This window comes from Streptomyces sp. V4I23, from assembly GCF_030817975.1.
Taxonomy (GTDB): Bacteria; Actinomycetota; Actinomycetes; order Streptomycetales; family Streptomycetaceae; genus Streptomyces.
The window spans coordinates 4,490,198-4,506,992 of record NZ_JAUSZW010000004.1 but is presented as its reverse complement, the minus strand read 5'-3'; the positions used below and the strand labels follow the sequence as shown (position 1 = coordinate 4,506,992).

Here is a 16,795-nt window from a genome sequence, read left to right as displayed (position 1 = left end):
CGCGCGGGCTCACGCCGAGAGGGGCCGCGCGTCGTCGTCCGTCGCCGAGAGCGCGTCCGCGTACACCTCGAACAGGCGGCGCACGCCGAGCGCGCTCAGCACCCTGTTGACGTGCGAGCCCTCCTCGGCGCCGCGCGCGGGAAGTATCAGCCGGAGCCTGCCCTGGCAGGAGCGCATCAGCCGGCGGGCGGCGACGAGCACCCCCACGCCGCTGGAGTCACAGAAGAAGACCTCGGAGAGATCGAGCACCACATCGCGGTCGCCTGCCGCGACCGCGTCGTGGACCCGCTGGCGGACCACGGGCGAGGACACGAGATCGAGCTCGCCGCAGACGTGCAGCACGGTCCACGCGCCCTGCCGGGTCTCGGCCACCTTGAGCATCATCACGTACGGACCTCTCGTCGAACCGGCCGGCCCGGAGACCGGAAGCCGTCCTTCCACTGGCCACTGCCCTGCCGTCCCTCCCTGAAACGCGACGCATCTCACCCGGAGTTCCGCCCTCCGGCCCGTGTGTCCGCGCCCCTGCCCGGCGGGCTCCTACCATCCACGGCCGCGACCGGGGGCGTACTCGGTGCAAAGAGGGGTGCGTACGTCAGGGGGCGCACTACATTCGAATGAGGCACGGACCGGGGACTGCGAGGGCGACACGGCTGGGGGCCGCATGGCGAAGGACGCACCACCGCGCTGGGACCGCAAGATGCAGCAGCGGCTCGCGCGGGGCGAGGCCGCGGCGCTCGGGGAGCTGTACGACCGGTTCGCCGCGCTCGTGCACAGCCAGGCCCACCGGGTGCTGGAGGACGAGGAGGCGGCCGACCAGGTCACCCGCGAGGTCTTCGGCTACATCTGGGAGAACCCGGACGCCTTCGACCCCAAACAGGGCTCGATGCGCTCCTGGGTGGCGCGGCTCACCAACAAGCAGGCCGTGCACCGGCTGCGCCAGAGCGAGGCCGCGGCCCTGGCCCGGGGCGGCGCAGGCACCGCCGAGGAGCTCGAGCAGAAGGTGCGGCGCGCGGCGGTCGCCGCCCGCGCCGACTACATCGTGACGTCGATGCCCGCTCCGCTGCGGGCGGCGCTGGAGCTGGCGTACTTCCAGCGCCGGGACTACCGGCAGACCGCGGCCGACCTCGGGGTGACGGAGGACGAGGCGCGGCGCAGGCTGCGGCTGGGGCTGCAACTGCTGTCCACCGCGCACACGCGCCCGCTGGAGGGGTCGTCACCGCCCGGATACGGACGCGCACTGTGAGCGGGCCACTCGACGGCGGCGGCGACGGACGCGATCGCGACCGGGGAGGGGACGGGATGCGAGGCGTTCCCCGCATACCGTCCCCCAGGCCGGCCGCGGACGACCTGTCGCCGCAGGCGTACCGTCCGCCGCCGGAGCCGCGCGAGGACTCCGGCACCGCGGACACCTCGGGCGCGGCCGCGCCCGATGACACGCACGGCGTGGAGTCTGCCGACGACGGCCCCGTGCTCCCGTCCGACGCGGACACGGGCTCGACGCCGGGGGCGTCCGGGGCAGGCGCAGATCCCGACGCGCAGGCCCCGGGCCCCGCACCGACCAGGGCAGTCCCCGGCGCGCAGCCCGCGGGCGACCGCACCGCAGCCGGCTCCGGCGCGGATGCCGAGGCGCCCGACGCGGACGGGGCGGCGAACGACGACGCGGCGCCCGGACCCGCGCACGGCACCGCGCCGGCGGCGCTCGAAGGCCCCGTGTCGCACAGCGTGCTCAAGTCGCTGCTGGGCGCGTGGGCCCTGTCCGCCTGTTCCGCGGAGGAGACCGCCGCCGTCGAGGAGCATCTCGGCGAGTGCGCCCCCTGCGCCGACGAGGCGCTGCGGCTGCGCGACGCCGTCGGCCTGCTGCACACCGATCGGGACCTGGACCTCGATCCGCTGCTGCGCTTCCAGGTCCTGGAGAACTGCCTGGGCCGCAGGCCCGCCCGTATCCCCGTGCCCGACTGGGCCGACCCGTACGACGCCGAGACCGCCCGGCTGGATGCGCTGCTGCGCGACATCGGCGAGTCCGAGTGGCACGCGCCCGTGCGGCTGAAGTGGTTCGAGGGCGGCCGGCAGGTCAACCGGCGCACGACCGTCGCCGGGGTCATCGGCCACCTGATGAGCGTGGACGGCCTGGTCTCCGGCGCGCTCGGTCTGGACGACCCGCTGGGCCGGGCCGCGCCCGTGCGGCCCGCCGAGCGGACGGAGGCGTTCTGGAGCAGCGCCGAGCTGCCGCCCACGCGCACGATCCGCGTGCCCTGGCGCGACCAGAGCCACGCCCTCATCCGCACCGTGTCGTTCGCGAGCCGGGACGTCACCGAACTGTCCGTCTCGTACGGGGCGTTCGCCCTGCCGCTGCGCGACTCGCTCCTCGACCGGGCCTTCGAGTGCTGGATCCACGCCGAGGACATCGCCGACGCGGTCGACTACCCCTACGCGCCGCCGAGCGGCGCCCATCTCAACCGGATGATCGACCTCGCCGCGCGCCTGCTGCCGGCCGCCCTCGCCGAACGGCGCCGCGCGGGTCTCGCAGGGCCCGTACGCGACCTGGTGGCGGCCGGGGCACCGGGACGCTCGCTGCACCTGGAGGTCGAGGGGTCCGGCGGGGGCAACTGGTACATCGCCCTGGACTCGCCGGCCGCCGTCGGATCGCCCGACCGTTCGGTGGCCCAGGTGGCGCTCGACGGCGTCGAGTTCTGCCGGCTCGTCGCCGGGCACGTGTCGCCGGAGGAGGCCGCGGCGGGCCAGGACGGTGACCGGGAGGCGATCCGGGACGTGCTGTTCGCGGCGGCCTCGCTGAGCCGGCTGTGAGGCAGCGGGCAGCCGCTACCGCGGCCCGAGGCCGCCGACGCTGATGTTCGGGTTGCCGTCGCGTCCGTGCGGCTTGAGCTGGATCTGGATGGTGTGGGTGCGGTCGTGGCCCTTCGTGCCGCCCCCGCCCGCCGTCAGCACGCCGATCCGCAGCTCGCCGCTCCCGGTGGCCTCGCGCCTGACCTGCACGGCGAACTCCAGCTGCACGCTCTCCACGCTGAACCGCAGATCGCGGCCCGAGCCGGCGCGCTGGGCCCGCTCCAGCTCGTCGCGGACCTGGCCGATCACCTCGGCCAGCCCCGCCACCGCGGTTTCGTCACGCTCGGCCATCGCGCCCCCCGCTTTCCGTAGTTATCGTTGGCCAGTATGAGCGATGCGTATCGCACATCCAACTCCTCTGCCTACGAGGAGAGTTGGCGGGTCCGTCTGCTGCGCACGCCGGATCGCGGCAGCACCCCGCTGGGCGCCGGAGTCCTCCTGTCCCGCTCCTGGGTGCTGACCTGCGCGCACACGGTCCTCTCGCCGCCCGACCGGTCGGGCGCCCGTGCCAGGCTGGACACGGTGTACATCGACGTGGTGCGCCCCGCGCCGTCCGGCGGCCCGGCGACGCCGGTGCGCGCCCGCGTGGTCCCCAAGTTCTTCGTCGAGCCCACCCCCGACTTCGGCGGCGACATCGCCCTGCTCGAACTGGACGACCGGCCCGGTCTGCCGCACGACGTTCCGGCCGCGGTGCTGCACCGGCAGATCCCGGCCACCGGCGAGCCGGTCCACTTCACGGGCTACCCGGACGACCTGCCGGGCGGCGAACACCTGCACGCCCGGCTGATGGGGCGCGGCGGGCCCGCGCCGACACCGGAGTGGGTGCAGCTCGACACCCGGGACTCGCCGTACGTGGTGCGGCACGGCTACAGCGGCTGCGGGGTCGTGCACAGCCGCTCCCGCCGCGTCATCGGCATCCTGGTGCACCAGTTCGGCACCCCCGAGGCCCGCGTGCGCCGGGACCACGCGTACATGATCCCGACGGAGACGGTGCTGAGGCACCTGCGGCGGGAGCGGCTGGAGCGGCTCGGGCTGAAGATCACCGGACTGCGGGCCGTGTCCCGGGACGTGGCGGTCGCCCCGGACCGGACGGTCTCGGGGCGGGTGCCGGGACTGCAACGGCGGCTGACCCGCTGGCTGGACGGCGAGCCGGACACCGACCCGGTGGAGCCCGTCTTCGCCGGAGCCGGTGAGCACGACCTCCGGTACACGATCCGGTCGGTGCTGACGCTGGCGGACCGCGAGCAGAGCCCGCCGACGCCGTCGGCGATGCCCGCTTCGGCAGGCGAGCCGCAGCTGGGCAGCATCGACATCGCGGTGGACGCGACGAACCGCACGGCCAAGGAGCTGGCACGCCAGGCTGCGGACCGTATCGGACTCGACGTGCCGGTGCCGGCGGAGGAAGCCGGACCGGAGCCCCTTGAGACCCTGCTGCGGCGCATCGCCGAGGAGAGCCCGCCGCTGAACATCGCGTTCCTCGCCGTCGACCGGTCCGCGTCCTCCGACGACGAGATCATGGACCTGCTGCGCGCCCTGCGCGCCGGCGGCGGGACACGCCTCCTCCTCGTCTTCGGCGAACGCAGTTCGCCTCTGCTCGACCGGGTGGGCGCCGACCTGATGGAGCCCGACTGGCCGGACCGCCGTGCCGTCCGGCTGCGACCACGGCTCGACCGGCTCGCCGTGTGCGAGCGGCGCATCCGCGAACACCCCGCCCGGCCGAAGGACGCGGCAAAGCGGCATGCGCACGCCGAGCGGTTACGGGCGAAGCTCGGACAACTGCGCCCCGGCGGCCTGTCGTACGACAGCCGGACCCTGCCGTACGCCATGTTCCGCATCGCCGTCGACATCGAGGCGGCGCTGCTGGAGGCCGAGAACAGGGAGGAGATCCTGCACCGGACGGCGGGCCCGCCCGAGTTCGTGGCCGGGCCGCCGGGCGAGGGACTGACGGATCTGCCGGTCGTCGCCGTCGGCGCGCCGGACGCGCTGGTCACCGCCCGCTCCGGCGCGAAGCTGGCGGCCGGCGACCTGCTGCATCAGCAGTACGAGGTGGTGGGGCCGATCGGCCGGGGCAGCCACGGGCAGGTCTACCTGGCCCGCGATCTGCTGCTGGAGAAGCGGCCGGTGGCGCTCAAGGGGGTCCTCGACCCCGACAACCCGGTAGCCGTCCGCCAGGCGCACCAGGAGCGGCTGCGGCTGGTACGGCTCAACCATCCGTCCATCATCCGCGTGGTCAACTACGCGCGGCATCCGTCGGCACCGGACGAGTTCATCGTGATGGAGTTCGCCGACGGGGCGCCGCTGTCATGGGTCGCGGACCGCATCACCGAGCGCAGAGCGCCGTTCACCGGGCCGCGGGTCCGCGAGTTCGTCGTCACGTACGGGCTGCTGATCCTGGACGCGCTGAGCCATCTGCACAAGGAGGGGCTCGTCTACGGCGACCTGTCGCTCACGAACGTCCTGCACTGCGGCGACGGCATCAAGCTGATCGACGTCGCCGGCGTGCGCAAGCCCGGCGAGCCGGGGCCGGTCACCCACAAGCCGCCGCGCTCCGGGCCGATGGGCGAGATGACGACCGCCGGCGACCTCTACACGGTCGGCGCCGTGCTGCGCGAGCTGCTGTCCCGGGATCCCGAGCCGTCCGCCGACATCGGCGAGGAGTCGCTGAACCGGGCGCTGGAGAGGGCCATGGCCCAGGAGCCGGAGCTGCGGTACGCCTCCGCCGACGAGATGGCCGTGCAACTGCGCGGTGTGCTGCGCGAGCTCCGGTCGCTGCGGCTGGGCGAGGAGACCTACCAGCCGTCGACCCTGTTCGACCCGCCGGCCGCCGCGCTCGACGGCCAGCTCGGCAAGGCGCCGCCGCTGGAGCGCTGGCGTACGGACCGCGCGCCGGACCGCCTCGGCGCGCGCATCCCGGATCCGGCGGAGGCGGCGGTGGCGCTGCCGAAGCCCAAGCCGGACGTGCGGGACCCCAACTGGAAGGAGCTGCAACGCACGTCGTACGACGACCCGGCCGGTCTGTTGCAGCTCAGCCGCGAGTGGGAGCGCTCGCCGGAACTGCATCTGCTGCGCTGCCGGCTCCATCTCCAGCTCGGGGACGTGGCGGCGGCCGGAACGGAACGGGGGATGGCCGAGGAGCGGCTGGGCGACAGGTCCCGGTACGACTGGCGGCTGGACTGGCACCAGGGGCTCATCGACCTCGCGTCCGGCCGCACGGCGGACGCCTGGCGCGGCTTCGACGCGGTGTACCGGGCGATCCCCGGCGAGTACGCGCCCAAGCTCGCGCTCGGCTACTGCCACGAGAAGCTGGCCGCCGCGCCGCCCGGGGAGGACGCGCCGTCGGAGCTGCCACGGCCCCCGGCCGACCGGGAGGGGAACGTGGCGCAGGCCAAGAAGTTCTACGAGGCGGTGCTCCAGCGCAACCACGCGATGGGCTCGGCGGCGTTCGGGCTCGCCCGTATCCACCTCGCGGAGGACGAGTGGCAGAAGGCGTGCGCGTACCTGGACAGCGTGCCGCCGGACTCGCGGCACCGCACGGCCGCGCGCACGGCCGTCGTGCGCATCCACGTGAACCGGCGCTCGCCGGCGGACGCCTACGCCGCGCTGCACCGGCTGACCAACGACGAGGGGCTCACGGACGGGCAGGCGCAGGACCGGATCAGGACGGAGCTGCTGTCGATGCTGCTCGGCCTGGTCGAGGCGTCGGGCGAGGAGCCCGGTTCCGGCGGCCCCCTGGAGCGGCTGGAGGCGGCCGGCTTCTCGGAGAAGCAGGTCCCGAGGACGGAGCGGCAGCTGCGGGACGAACTGTCGGCGAGCTACCGCCGGCTGGCGAAGCAGGTTCCCCGCACGGACCGGCCGGAGGACGCGGCGCTGGCGGAGGCGCTGCTGGACCGGGCGTTCCGCACCCGCCCGCTGGGCGTCCGCCACGTCCGGGGCCGCGTCCGCTCGGCGCCCTGGCCCCGGTGGGCCCGGCGCGTCCTGCTCCGGGACGGGGAGGAGTCCGCATGACGGCCGGCGGCACGGACGCGTCGCCCGCCACGGCGCCGCCCCGCGACGACGGACCGTCACGTCCGGCAGCGGGGGACGGCGGTGGTGCCCCCCACGACGGCGGGACCTCCCGCACCGCGACGCTGCGGCGGCTCGCCGCCCTCGCCCGCCGGCTCGGCGGCCGCGCCTGGCGGCAGGCCCGGCGCGTCCCGCCCGCCCTGTGGGTGCGGGCCACCGGCCGGTCCCCCGGCACCGGGCGGCCGACCGCCGCGTTCCTGCGGCGCAGGATGCTGGTGCTGCCCGCCCTCGCGCTGATCGCCCTGGCGCTGAGCACCGCCGCCTACAACGACGTGCACCGGCGCTCCGAGGAGCTGCGGGACCGGTCCGTTCCGGCACTCGTGGGGCTCGCCCAGGCGCGGACCTCCCTCGGACTCGCCCAGGCCCAGGCCGAGTTACGCCTGCTGAACCCCGAGCACGCCGGGCTCGTCGAACTCGGCGAGACCTACCGTTCACACCTGGCCGAGGCGACCCATAGCCTGAACCGGGTCGCCCAGTCCGGAGCCCTGAGCAAGGCCGAGGAGCAGGAGCTGCGGGTGGTGTCCGGTCTCGTCGTCGCGTACGGGGACAAGATCGCCTGGGCGGACCGCAACCGCACGAGCCGGGTGCTGCGGCAGGCGGGGGTGGCGTACGCGGCCGGGATGCTGCGCAGCCCGCAGCCGGCAGGCGGCGAGCAGCACCCCACCACCGTGCTGGACCGCATCGAGGTCCTGGAGGAGCAACTCCTCGACGAGAGCGGCGACCTGGCCGACTGGAGCCCCCTCAACCAGGCGGCGGCGGCCGCGGCCGCGCTGGTGGCCGCCCTGTTCGCCTTCGCGGTCGTGGGCACGTCGGTGTTCCTGCGGGACCGGCTGCGCCTGGTGAGCCTCCAGATCGTCGCGGCGTCGGTTCCCGTGCTGCTGACGCCGGTGCTGCTGACCGTCGGCGGCGCCCAGGAGCACGCCGCCCAGGAGGACGTGCACGAGGCGGTCGCCCAGCTGGAGTACGTCACGGCGGTGTCCGGGGTCGGGCGCGAGATCGAGAGCGTGGCGGGCGGGGCTGCGGCCCGGATGGGGTCGGCCCACCCGGACGGCTGGGCGCTGACCGCGGGCGTCGCCGTGCCCGTGACCGGTCTGGCCGCGCTCGCCTGCGGCGTCACGCTCTACCTGTACGCCCGGCCGTATCCGCCGCACTTCACCCGGCGAAAGGACGCGGACGCATGAAGCGCCTGAGGCTCGCCCTGGCGGCCTGTCTGCTGGCCGTGTCCGCCGCCTCGGCGGGCGGTTGCGCGAGCGCCCCCGAGGAGCGGACGCTCGTCGTCCTCGGCCCGTGGACGGACGGCGAGGAGGCCCCGTTCGTGGCGGCCTTGAAGAGCATCGGCGACAAGACGGGCCACCGGTACGTCTACAAGGGCACGCGCTCGCTGCGCGAGACCCTGGTCGCCCAGCTCCAGGCCGGTGCGCCCCCGGACCTGGCGATCCTCAACAGCCCCGGCGAGCTGGCCCAGTACGCGCGCTCGGGCGACGCCCATCCGCTGCCGGAGAAGGTCGCCGGGGCGGCCATCCCGCCGTGGGCGCCGCCGGTGACCGTCCCCGGCACGGGCGGCGCGGCCAGGACGCACGTCTTCTGGGCGCCGGTGCGCGTCGACCTGAAGTCGCTGGTGTGGAGCCGTGCGGGCGTCGGGGAGAACGAGCCCGTGTGGTGTCTCGGCCTGAACTCCGGCGCCACCTCCGGCTGGCCGGGCACGGACTGGATCGAGGACCTGATCCTTCAGCGCCGGGGCCCGGACGCGTACGAGCGCTGGGCGACCGGCACGACGTCGTGGAAGAGCACGCGCCCGGTGTGGGAGGAGTGGGCGCGGATGCTCACCGCGAACGGGCGCTCCCCCGCGCCGGACGCGCTCACGGACTCCTTCGAGCTGCTCGACGACGGCCGCTACGGGCTGCTGAACCGCGGCGACTGCACCCACGAGCACCAGGGTTCGTTCATCCGCAGGCACTACGGCGACGATGTGCGGCCGACCCCGACGGCCCGCCATCTCGGCGGGGCCGCCTCCGCCGAGGAGGGCGGCGGCGTCTTCGAGGTGTCCGGCGACATGGCCGCGGTCTTCCGGCCGAGCGCCGCCGCCTGGGACCTGCTGGGCCGGCTCACCTCGGCACCCGCCCGCAAGGACTGGGCGGACGCGGCGAAGTCCGGTGAGCGGCCGTTCTTCCCGGGCGGCACGTTCGCCTCCGAGGCGCCGTCGCCGGGGACGCGGGCGGTGCAGGAGCTGTTCGACTCGGCGGGCCGGATCTGCATGGACGCCTCGGACACGATGCCGCCGACGCTGCGCGACGCGTTCTACCGGGCCGTGCTGGAGTTCGTCGGCGACCCGGAGGACCCGGCGCTGCTGACCCGCCTGCTCGAACGACTGGACGCGGAGACCGCGCTCCAGCGGGAGAAGGAGGAAGAGGAGGAGGGGGCGTTCGTCCTGGACGACCTCTGCGACAACCCGGTGGCCGGGTCGCAGGACGCGGGCACGTCGTAGGGACGCGTCCCCGCTCTCCCGGCTCCCGGACCGCTCCCGCCGGCTCAGGCGAAGACGACGGTGCGGCGCCCGTTGAGCAGGATGCGGTGTTCGGCGTGCCACTTCACGGCGCGGGCAAGCGCCTGGCACTCCACGTCCCGGCCCACGGCCACCAGCTGCTCGGGCGTGACCTCGTGGCCGACGCGCTCGACCTCCTGCTCGATGATCGGGCCCTCGTCGAGGTCGGCCGTCACGTAGTGCGCGGTCGCGCCGATCAGCTTCACGCCCCGCGCGTGCGCCTGGTGGTAGGGCTTGGCGCCCTTGAAGCTCGGCAGGAAGGAGTGGTGGATGTTGATGATCCGGCCGCTGAGCTGCTTGCACAGGTCGTCGGAGAGCACCTGCATGTAGCGGGCGAGGACGACCAGCTCGACCCGCTCGTCGTGCACGAGGTCCAGCAGCCGCGCCTCGGCGTCGGCCTTGGTGTCCTTCGTCACCGGGATGTGGTGGAAGGGGATGCCGTACGAGCCGACCAGCTCGGCGAAGTCCGAGTGGTTGGAGACGACCGCCGCGATCTCCACCGGCAGGGCGCCGGTCCGGGAGCGGAAGAGGAGGTCGTTGAGGCAGTGGCCGAACTTGCTGACCATCAGGATGATCCGCATGCGCTCGTCGGCCTGGTGGATCTGCCAGTCCATGTCGAAGGCGTCGCCGACGGCGGCGAAGCCGGCGCGCAGCTTGTCGACGGTCACCGGAGCCTCGGCGGAGAAGTGCACCCGCATGAAGAACAGGCCCGTGTCCCGGTCTCCGAACTGCTGGCTGTCCTCGATGTTGCAGCCGGTGATGAAGAGATAACTCGACACGGCGTGCACAATGCCCTGTTTGTCCGGGCAGGAAAGCGTGAGGACGTACTGGTCAGTCATCCTTGTAGCGTGCCACAAACGGGCGGCGAGCCCGTCCGGCGTCCGTCCAGCGGACGCGGTCATGGACAGCCGGCTCACACCGACCGGGTCATGATCCGCAGCACGTCCAGCGAGCGCGGCGGCGCGTCCGGGTCCTCGCCGTCGTTCGACGCGAGGCGCACGTGCGCGTCACGGGCCGCACGGACGGCCTCGGGCCAGCCGTGGTGCTCCAGGTACGCCGACACCGGGGCGTCCGCGCCGACCTGGTGCATGATGCGCAGCACCCGCAGCACGGCGACGTCCACCAGCGCGGCCTCGCCCGAGTCGCGGAAGATCGTGCCGACGTACTTCTCGGCCGACCAGTTGTCCAGCCAGGTGTCCTCGACCAGGCGGTACACGGCGTCCGTGACGTCGCCGTACCCCTCGCGCCCGGCCAGCCAGCACTCCTGGTGGAAAACGGGGTCGGAAAGCATGTGCAGCGCCGAGCGCACGTTGCTGCGCCAGCGCCACCAGGGCATGTCGTTGAGCGGCATGCCGCCCATGGTGGAGGAGCGACGGCCGCGACGGGAAGGGTTGACCGAACCTTGCTGCACGCCTTCGATCGTACGTTCCCTTTTCGATCACCTGGACCCGCCCCTGCAATTCACGTTCCGGTCACCTTGCGTTGAACAATGCTCACTGTGCCGTTCCCCGGAAGGAGGAAGCGTGTGGAGTCATGACCGGTTGGCGTCGTTCCTCCACCCCCCGCCCCTCCAAGACCCGTCGCCGGGCCGCGTGCACCTCGGCCGTGGTGGCAGGAGTGTCCCTCGTCGCCGGCTGCGGTGTCCTCCCGGGAGAGGCCAGTGGCTCGAGAGAGCCCGTCACCGTCATGACGTTCGCCCCCGAGGACACGAAGGCCACCAACATGCCCGGCATGATGGCGATGGCCAAGGCCTACGAACGCTGGGCCGACGCGCGCGGCGGCATCGACGGACACGACCTGCGCGTCATCACCTGCAACGAGGGCAACACCCCCCAGGGCGCGGCCGACTGCGCACGCCGGGCCGTCAGGGAGGGCGCGGCCGCGGTCGTCGGCTCCTACAGCCAGTACGGCTCCTTCATGGCGCCCCTCGAGGCGGCCGGCATCCCCTTCATCGGCGGATACGGCATGTCCGGGGAGGAGTTCACCAGCTACCTCTCCTACCCGGTCAACGGCGGCCAGCCCGCCCTGGTCGCCGGCAACGGCAGGCAGCTCGCCGACTACTGCGCCGGCGTCTCCCTCGTACGCCCCGACAGCATCAACGGCGACGACCTCGTCCAGCTGCTCAACTCCGGTCTGGAGGAAGGAAGTCGGGACATCCCCTCGGCCGACATCCTCGCGGCCGACGACGCCACCGAGTACACCGAGCAGGCCGAGCAGGCCCGCAGGCGGGCCGCGGAGCCCACCTGGACGTCGACCGCCTCCTCCGGCACCCGGCCCGGCTGCGTCACCGCCGCGCTCGGCGACCGCACGGAGACCTTCTTCGACTCCTTCCGGCGACTGCCCGAGGACGGCCGGCGCATCCGCATCTCGTCCGTCATCGGCAGCGTCGGCCAGCCCCTCGTCGACCGCACCGGCGGCCGCAAGGGCCCCTTCGAGGGCGCCTACATCACCGGCTGGTACCCGGACGCGAACGACGAACGCTGGGACGGGATGCGCAAGGTGGTCACCGAGCACGCCTTCAACGACGACCGCATCGACCCGGCCGACGCCGGCGTGCAGACCACCTGGATCGCGTACACGGTGCTGGAGCGGGTGATCCGCGCGCTCGACAGCGACGCGATCACCCCTGGCCGTATCTCCCACGCCCTCGACCAGGGCCTGGAGGTGACGACCGACGGCCTGACGCCGCCGCTGCGGTGGGGCTACGAGAACATGCTCGGCGCCCCCGGCTATCCGCGGATCGTCAACAGCAGCGTGACGTTCCAAGTGGTGCGGGACGGACGGCTGGTGGCCCAGGGCAAGGACTTCGTGGACGTGGGCACGACGCTGATGGACGCGGCCTGAGCGTTCCGCGGGCGGCTCCTCGGCGGAGGCGGGTGAACCGGGTTCACCGCCCCCGCCGTCCGCCTCACAGCTGCTCGCCGCGCCGCTCGGTCAGGCCGTACGTGCGGGCGATCGTGTTCCACAGCGGCGCGGCCTCGTTCTTCGCCTTCGTCGCCTCGCCACTGGCCCGGTTGCCCTGCGCGGTCTGCGAGGTGACGCGGGCCTTCCCGCCCTTGCACCCCTTCTTGCCCTTGACCTGCTGCGCCCACGCCGCGTAGTGGTCGTCGGCCGACGCCGACGCCTGCCACGCCTTGGTCAGGGCGGCGGTCAGCGCGGCGTTGTCCGGAAGCTTGTCCACGGTCAGGCCGCCGAGCCGGGTCACCAGGCTGCGCCGCTGGGCGGCCGCGCCCTTCAGGTCCGTGACGGCCTGGTCGAGGTTCTTGCAGACCTTGATGTTCTCGACCGAACGGATCACCGCGGCACGGCTGTTGTTGCTGTCCGCGAGCAGCTTGTCGAGCGCCTTCGCCTGCGGCTCGGCGGGGTCGGCGGCCTGGGTGGACGCGCTCTGGCTCGGCGCGGGGGTGGTGGCGGCGACGTTCTTGTCCGGCGCCGGGTCCTCCTCGTCGTCCCCGCCGGACATCACGGCCCCGACCCCCAGCCCGAGCACGGCGCAGCCGATCACGAGCGCGGCCACCACGGGCACGATGGAGCGCCTGCGCGTCACGGGCTCGTCGTCGTAGCGAGGCGCGCGCCCCGGCTCCTGGTACGCGGACGGCTGGGCGCCCTGCCGGGCGTCGAACCGGGGCAGCTGCTGGGTGGAGTCGGCGGGCCGGGCCTGGGGAGCGTCCGAACGGAACAGGCTGTCGAACTCGGCCGGGGGCTGCCGGTCCCCCGGCGCACCGGGCCGGATGCCGAAGGGCGCCGCGGTGGGAGCGGACGGCACGGGCGCGATGTACTGCGTGGCCTCAAAGTCGCCCCCGCCCGCGCGCACGGTCCCGAGGAACGTCGTCGACTCGGCGGGCGCCTCGGGCGGCAGAGCCCCGGGCGGCAGAGCCCCGGGCGGCGTGGCGGAGCCGCCGGCGACGGGCTGGATGTACTGCGTGGGGTCGGACGCCCCGACAGAGCCGGGGCCGCTCTGGGGCGGCAGCATCTGGGTGCGCTCCTCCTGCCCGGGAGCGTCCTGCGGCGGCAGCGGCTGCGACGTGACACGCTGCCGCGCGGGCGCGGCGGGGGCCTGCGGAGCCGGGGCGGCGTAGCCGTTCGTCTGGCCCTGCCCGGGAGCACCGGGGTGACCGGGACCACTCGCCTGCGGCATCGGCGCACCGGGATATCCGTAGCCGGGCTGCCCCTGCGGGGCCGGGGCGCCGTAGCTGTTCGCCTGCCCCTGCCCGGGAGCACCGGGGTGACCGGGACCACTCGCCTGCGGCATCGGCGCACCGGGATATCCGTAGCCGGGCTGCCCCTGCGACGCGGGCGCGGCGGCGCCCTGCGGAGCCGGGGCCGCGCCGGGATATCCGTAGCCCGGCTGCCCCTGCGGGGCCGGGGCGCCGTAGCTGTTCGCCTGCCCCTGCCCGGGAGCACCGGGGTGACCGGGACCACCCGCCTGCGGCATCGGCGCACCTGGGTAGCCGTAACCGGGCTGCCCCTGCGGGGCCGGGGCGCCGTAGCCCGGCTGCGGCGCCGACGTACCGGGCACGCCGCCCGGCGCCTGTGGCTCAGGTGGCTGCTGCGGTCCCCAGGGCGCGCCCCACGGCTGACCGCCCGCAGGGGCCGCCTGCGCTCCCGGGGATCCGGGTATGAGGGGCTCACTGCCGTCGGCGGGCAGCACGACGCCTTCGTACGCGGGCCGCGCGGCCGGCAGCCGCTGCTCGTCACCCTGTCCGCTGTGCGTCACCGGGACTCCTACGTGTGGACCTACGGAATCGTCGGTTCACGCTACCGGGTGCCCGGAGCGCTCCGCACACACGTGCCGGAGCAGTGACAAGATGCGGACACAGGACGCTGTTCATGCCCTGCCCGAGCAGGGGAGAGAGCCCTTCCGGCACGCCGGCCCCCGCGGGCCCCTCACGCCGCCCGCATCTCCAGGCGCGCGCCCAGCTCCCGCACCGCCGGCTCGGCCGCGTACGGCTCGAGCCGGAGCTGGAGGTCGTCCAGGTACTCCGCTCCCCGGCTGGAGCGCAGCGTGTCCAGCAGGTCGACGGCGCGGGCGGCCGTATGGCAGGCGTGCTCCACCTCTCGCTGCTGGACCTGGGCCGTCGCCAGCAGCACCAGCCCGATCGCCCGCCGCCGCGCCCGGGAGGCCGGGTGGCCGGCGAGCGCGTCCTCCGCCTGCCGGGCGGCCTCCCCCGCCTCGCCGAGGTCACGGTGGCAGTGCGCCAGCTCGTCCGCGAGGTACGCCTCGTCGAAGTGGGTGATCCACACCGGATCGTCGCCCGCGTCCGGCTCGGCCCGCTCCAGCGCGGCCACCGCCCTCGCCGCGGCCTCGTGGCAGGTGCGGGAGTCGCCGAGCAGCGCGTGTCCGCGGGCCTCGGCCGCGTGGAACATGGCCTCGACCCGTGGCGTGACCTGCCCGCGCGCCCCTTCCTGCGCGGCCCTGGCCAGTTGCGCGATCTCGCGCGGGTTGCCGAGCTCGGCGGCGAGGTGGCTCATGGACGCGGCGAGCACATAGCCTCCGTAGCCGCGGTCCCCGGCCGCCTGCGCGAGCCGCAGCGCCTGGATGTAGTAGCGCTGGGCGAGCCCCGGCTGACCGGTGTCCACGGCCATGTAGCCGGCGAGCTCGGTCAGCCGGGCGACGGCCGCGAACAGCTCGCGGCCGACCGCTTCCCGGTAGGACCCCGAGAGCAGGCCGGAGACCACGCTGTTGAGGTAGTGCGCGAGGACGGGCCGCACGTGTCCGCTTCCGAAGCGGTGGTCCAGCTCGGTCAGGGCCGCGGTCATGGCCCGTACCGCCTCGACGTCCGAGACGCCGACGCGCGCCCCCGCCGTCCGCGCCACCTGGGCGTCCGCGCCGGTGATCAGCCAGTCGCGGCTGGGCTCGACGAGCGCGGAGGCGGCGACGGCGGAACCGGACAGGAACTCGCGGCGGCCCACGTCGGACCGCCACAGCTCGCAGACCTGCTCGATCGCGCCCACCACGGTCGGGGAGAACTGCAGGCCGACACCGGTCGCCAGGTTCTTGCCGTTCGCCATGCCGATCTCGTCGATCGTGACCGTGCGCCCGAGCTTGCGGCCCAGCGCCTCGGCGATGATGCCGGGCGCGCGGCCGCGCGGCTGCTGGCCGCGCAGCCAGCGGGCCACCGACGTCTTGTCGTAACGCAGGTCCAGGCCCCGTTCGGTGCCGACCACGTTGACGCGCCGGGCGAGACCGGCGTTCGAGCACCCGGCTTCCTGGATGAGCGCCTGCAACCGTTCGTTCGGCTGTCGGGCGACGAGAGGCCTGGCTGCCATGAACTACCCCCTGATGCCGCGGTGATCGATGAATTGATCACTGCCCGGCTGATATACGGAGAATGCAGAGTTGGTCGGGTTGGTTCCGATTCGTCGTCGCACGGGCCCCGTTCCCCGCCTTTCTCGCACGCGTCCCGTAGGCGTCCCGTACGTGTCCCGCTCTGGCTACCCGTCCCTGCGGGCGCTGCCCCCTGCGCGCCCCCGGCCGTGCACCCGTGCGCCCCGTGTGCAGGATCGATGCTCCACCGTCCACCGCGAGAGGCCCCGTAACCCGAGGTGGGAGCGGTAGTTGAGTGTGTCGTGGAAGAGACCATGTCAGTCAGTCAATCCGCATGGATCCCCCAGCAACGAGGCGAGCAGATGCTGGACAACGCCGTGCGGTACGCGGAAGAGCGGCACTGGGACGTGCTCCCCGGCACCTGGCTGGAGGCCGTGGACGGAACGGAGCGCTGCTCCTGCAAAGACGCCGGCTGCGCGACGCCCGGCGCCCACCCGGCCACGCCGGACTGGGCGAACCACGCGACGGGCAGCGCCACGGCCGTCAGGCGGCTGTGGGACGACCAGCCCAAGGCGTCGATCCTGCTGCCGACGGGCCGCACCTTCGACGCGATCGACGTTCCGGAGTCCGCCGGGTTCCTCGCCCTGGCACGGCTGGAGCGGATGGATCTTCCCCTCGGCCCGGTGACCTGCACCCCCGACCGCCGCATGCTCTTCTTCGTGCTCCCCGGCGCCTGTCTCAAGGTCCCCGAGCTGATCCGCGAACTGGGCTGGGCGCCCTCCTCCCTCGATCTCGCCGCCCGCGGCGAGGGCCATTACGTCGCCGCGCCGCCGACCCGCATCGGCGGCCGGGGCGCCGTGCAGTGGGCGCGCCGCCCCACCCCCGCGAACCGATGGCTCCCGGACGCCGACGAGCTGATCAGCCCGCTCGCCTACGCCTGCGGCAGTCAGACCGCCGCCGCACGATCCCGGCAACGCTGACCAGCGAGTTGCTGCCCGGATCACACCTGCGCCCCGTGCGCGGCCGTCCGTAGGCTGTGCCCGTACCAACGGGGACCACGGGGACAGCGAGAGGCAGTG

Annotated in this window: 13 protein-coding genes; 7 read left to right on the top strand and 6 right to left on the bottom strand. The window is 74.0% G+C overall.

The window, feature by feature from the left end:
• Positions 1 to 9: 9 nt before the first annotated feature.
• Positions 10 to 384: an STAS domain-containing protein gene (locus tag QFZ82_RS22815; RefSeq protein ID WP_307717809.1), complete on the bottom strand. Its 375-nt coding sequence runs from the start codon at positions 382 to 384 to the stop codon at positions 10 to 12.
• A gap of 277 nt (positions 385 to 661) precedes the next feature.
• Between QFZ82_RS22815 and QFZ82_RS22810 the strand changes: the two genes are divergently transcribed.
• A complete protein-coding gene (locus QFZ82_RS22810; RefSeq protein WP_307714914.1) occupies positions 662 to 1,243 on the top strand; it encodes an RNA polymerase sigma factor in 582 nt (193 codons plus the stop codon).
• 56 nt (positions 1,244 to 1,299) lie between these two features.
• Complete coding sequence (locus QFZ82_RS22805) at positions 1,300 to 2,805, top strand: zf-HC2 domain-containing protein (protein ID WP_307714913.1); 1,506 nt, start codon at positions 1,300 to 1,302, stop codon at positions 2,803 to 2,805.
• A 15-nt stretch (positions 2,806 to 2,820) separates the two neighbouring features.
• On the opposite strand, the gene QFZ82_RS22800 is transcribed toward QFZ82_RS22805, so the two are convergent.
• Positions 2,821 to 3,135, bottom strand: coding sequence for a trypco2 family protein (locus QFZ82_RS22800; protein WP_307714912.1), 315 nt, complete (start codon positions 3,133 to 3,135; stop codon positions 2,821 to 2,823).
• Positions 3,136 to 3,171: 36 nt separating this feature from the next.
• Here QFZ82_RS22800 and QFZ82_RS22795 point away from each other — a divergent pair, with 36 nt between their 5' ends.
• The 3 genes from QFZ82_RS22795 to QFZ82_RS22785 are packed head-to-tail and all read left to right on the top strand — an operon-like array spanning position 3,172 to position 9,391.
• The gene (locus QFZ82_RS22795) at positions 3,172 to 6,849 is read left to right on the top strand and encodes a tetratricopeptide repeat protein (RefSeq protein WP_307714911.1); all 3,678 of its coding nucleotides are present in this window, start codon (positions 3,172 to 3,174) and stop codon (positions 6,847 to 6,849) included.
• Positions 6,846 to 8,087, top strand: coding sequence for a hypothetical protein (locus QFZ82_RS22790; protein ID WP_307714910.1), 1,242 nt, complete (start codon positions 6,846 to 6,848; stop codon positions 8,085 to 8,087). The genes QFZ82_RS22795 and QFZ82_RS22790 overlap by 4 nt, the downstream gene beginning before the upstream one ends.
• Complete coding sequence (locus QFZ82_RS22785; RefSeq protein WP_307714909.1) at positions 8,084 to 9,391, top strand: extracellular solute-binding protein; 1,308 nt, start codon at positions 8,084 to 8,086, stop codon at positions 9,389 to 9,391. The genes QFZ82_RS22790 and QFZ82_RS22785 overlap by 4 nt, the downstream gene beginning before the upstream one ends.
• 44 nt (positions 9,392 to 9,435) lie before the next feature.
• Here QFZ82_RS22785 and purU read toward each other — a convergent pair whose 3' ends face one another.
• Positions 9,436 to 10,287, bottom strand: coding sequence for a formyltetrahydrofolate deformylase (gene purU / locus QFZ82_RS22780; RefSeq protein WP_307714908.1), 852 nt, complete (start codon positions 10,285 to 10,287; stop codon positions 9,436 to 9,438).
• A gap of 74 nt (positions 10,288 to 10,361) precedes the next feature.
• A complete protein-coding gene (locus QFZ82_RS22775; RefSeq protein ID WP_307717808.1) occupies positions 10,362 to 10,808 on the bottom strand; it encodes a hypothetical protein in 447 nt (148 codons plus the stop codon).
• 173 nt (positions 10,809 to 10,981) lie between these two features.
• Here QFZ82_RS22775 and QFZ82_RS22770 point away from each other — a divergent pair, with 173 nt between their 5' ends.
• Complete coding sequence (locus QFZ82_RS22770; protein ID WP_307714907.1) at positions 10,982 to 12,292, top strand: ABC transporter substrate-binding protein; 1,311 nt, start codon at positions 10,982 to 10,984, stop codon at positions 12,290 to 12,292.
• A 64-nt stretch (positions 12,293 to 12,356) separates the two neighbouring features.
• Here the strand turns inward: QFZ82_RS22770 and QFZ82_RS22765 are convergent, their stop codons facing one another.
• Together QFZ82_RS22765 and QFZ82_RS22760 are read right to left on the bottom strand one after the other, a co-directional pair.
• Positions 12,357 to 14,165 (bottom strand): hypothetical protein, encoded by a 1,809-nt coding sequence (locus QFZ82_RS22765; protein WP_307714906.1) that lies wholly within the window; start codon positions 14,163 to 14,165, stop codon positions 12,357 to 12,359.
• A gap of 170 nt (positions 14,166 to 14,335) precedes the next feature.
• Positions 14,336 to 15,718 (bottom strand): transcriptional regulator, encoded by a 1,383-nt coding sequence (locus QFZ82_RS22760; protein WP_307714905.1) that lies wholly within the window; start codon positions 15,716 to 15,718, stop codon positions 14,336 to 14,338.
• Positions 15,719 to 16,030: 312 nt separating this feature from the next.
• On the opposite strand from QFZ82_RS22760, the gene QFZ82_RS22755 reads away from it, so the two are divergent.
• Positions 16,031 to 16,696, top strand: coding sequence for a bifunctional DNA primase/polymerase (locus QFZ82_RS22755; protein ID WP_307714904.1), 666 nt, complete (start codon positions 16,031 to 16,033; stop codon positions 16,694 to 16,696).
• The last annotated feature ends 99 nt before the right edge of the window (positions 16,697 to 16,795 follow it).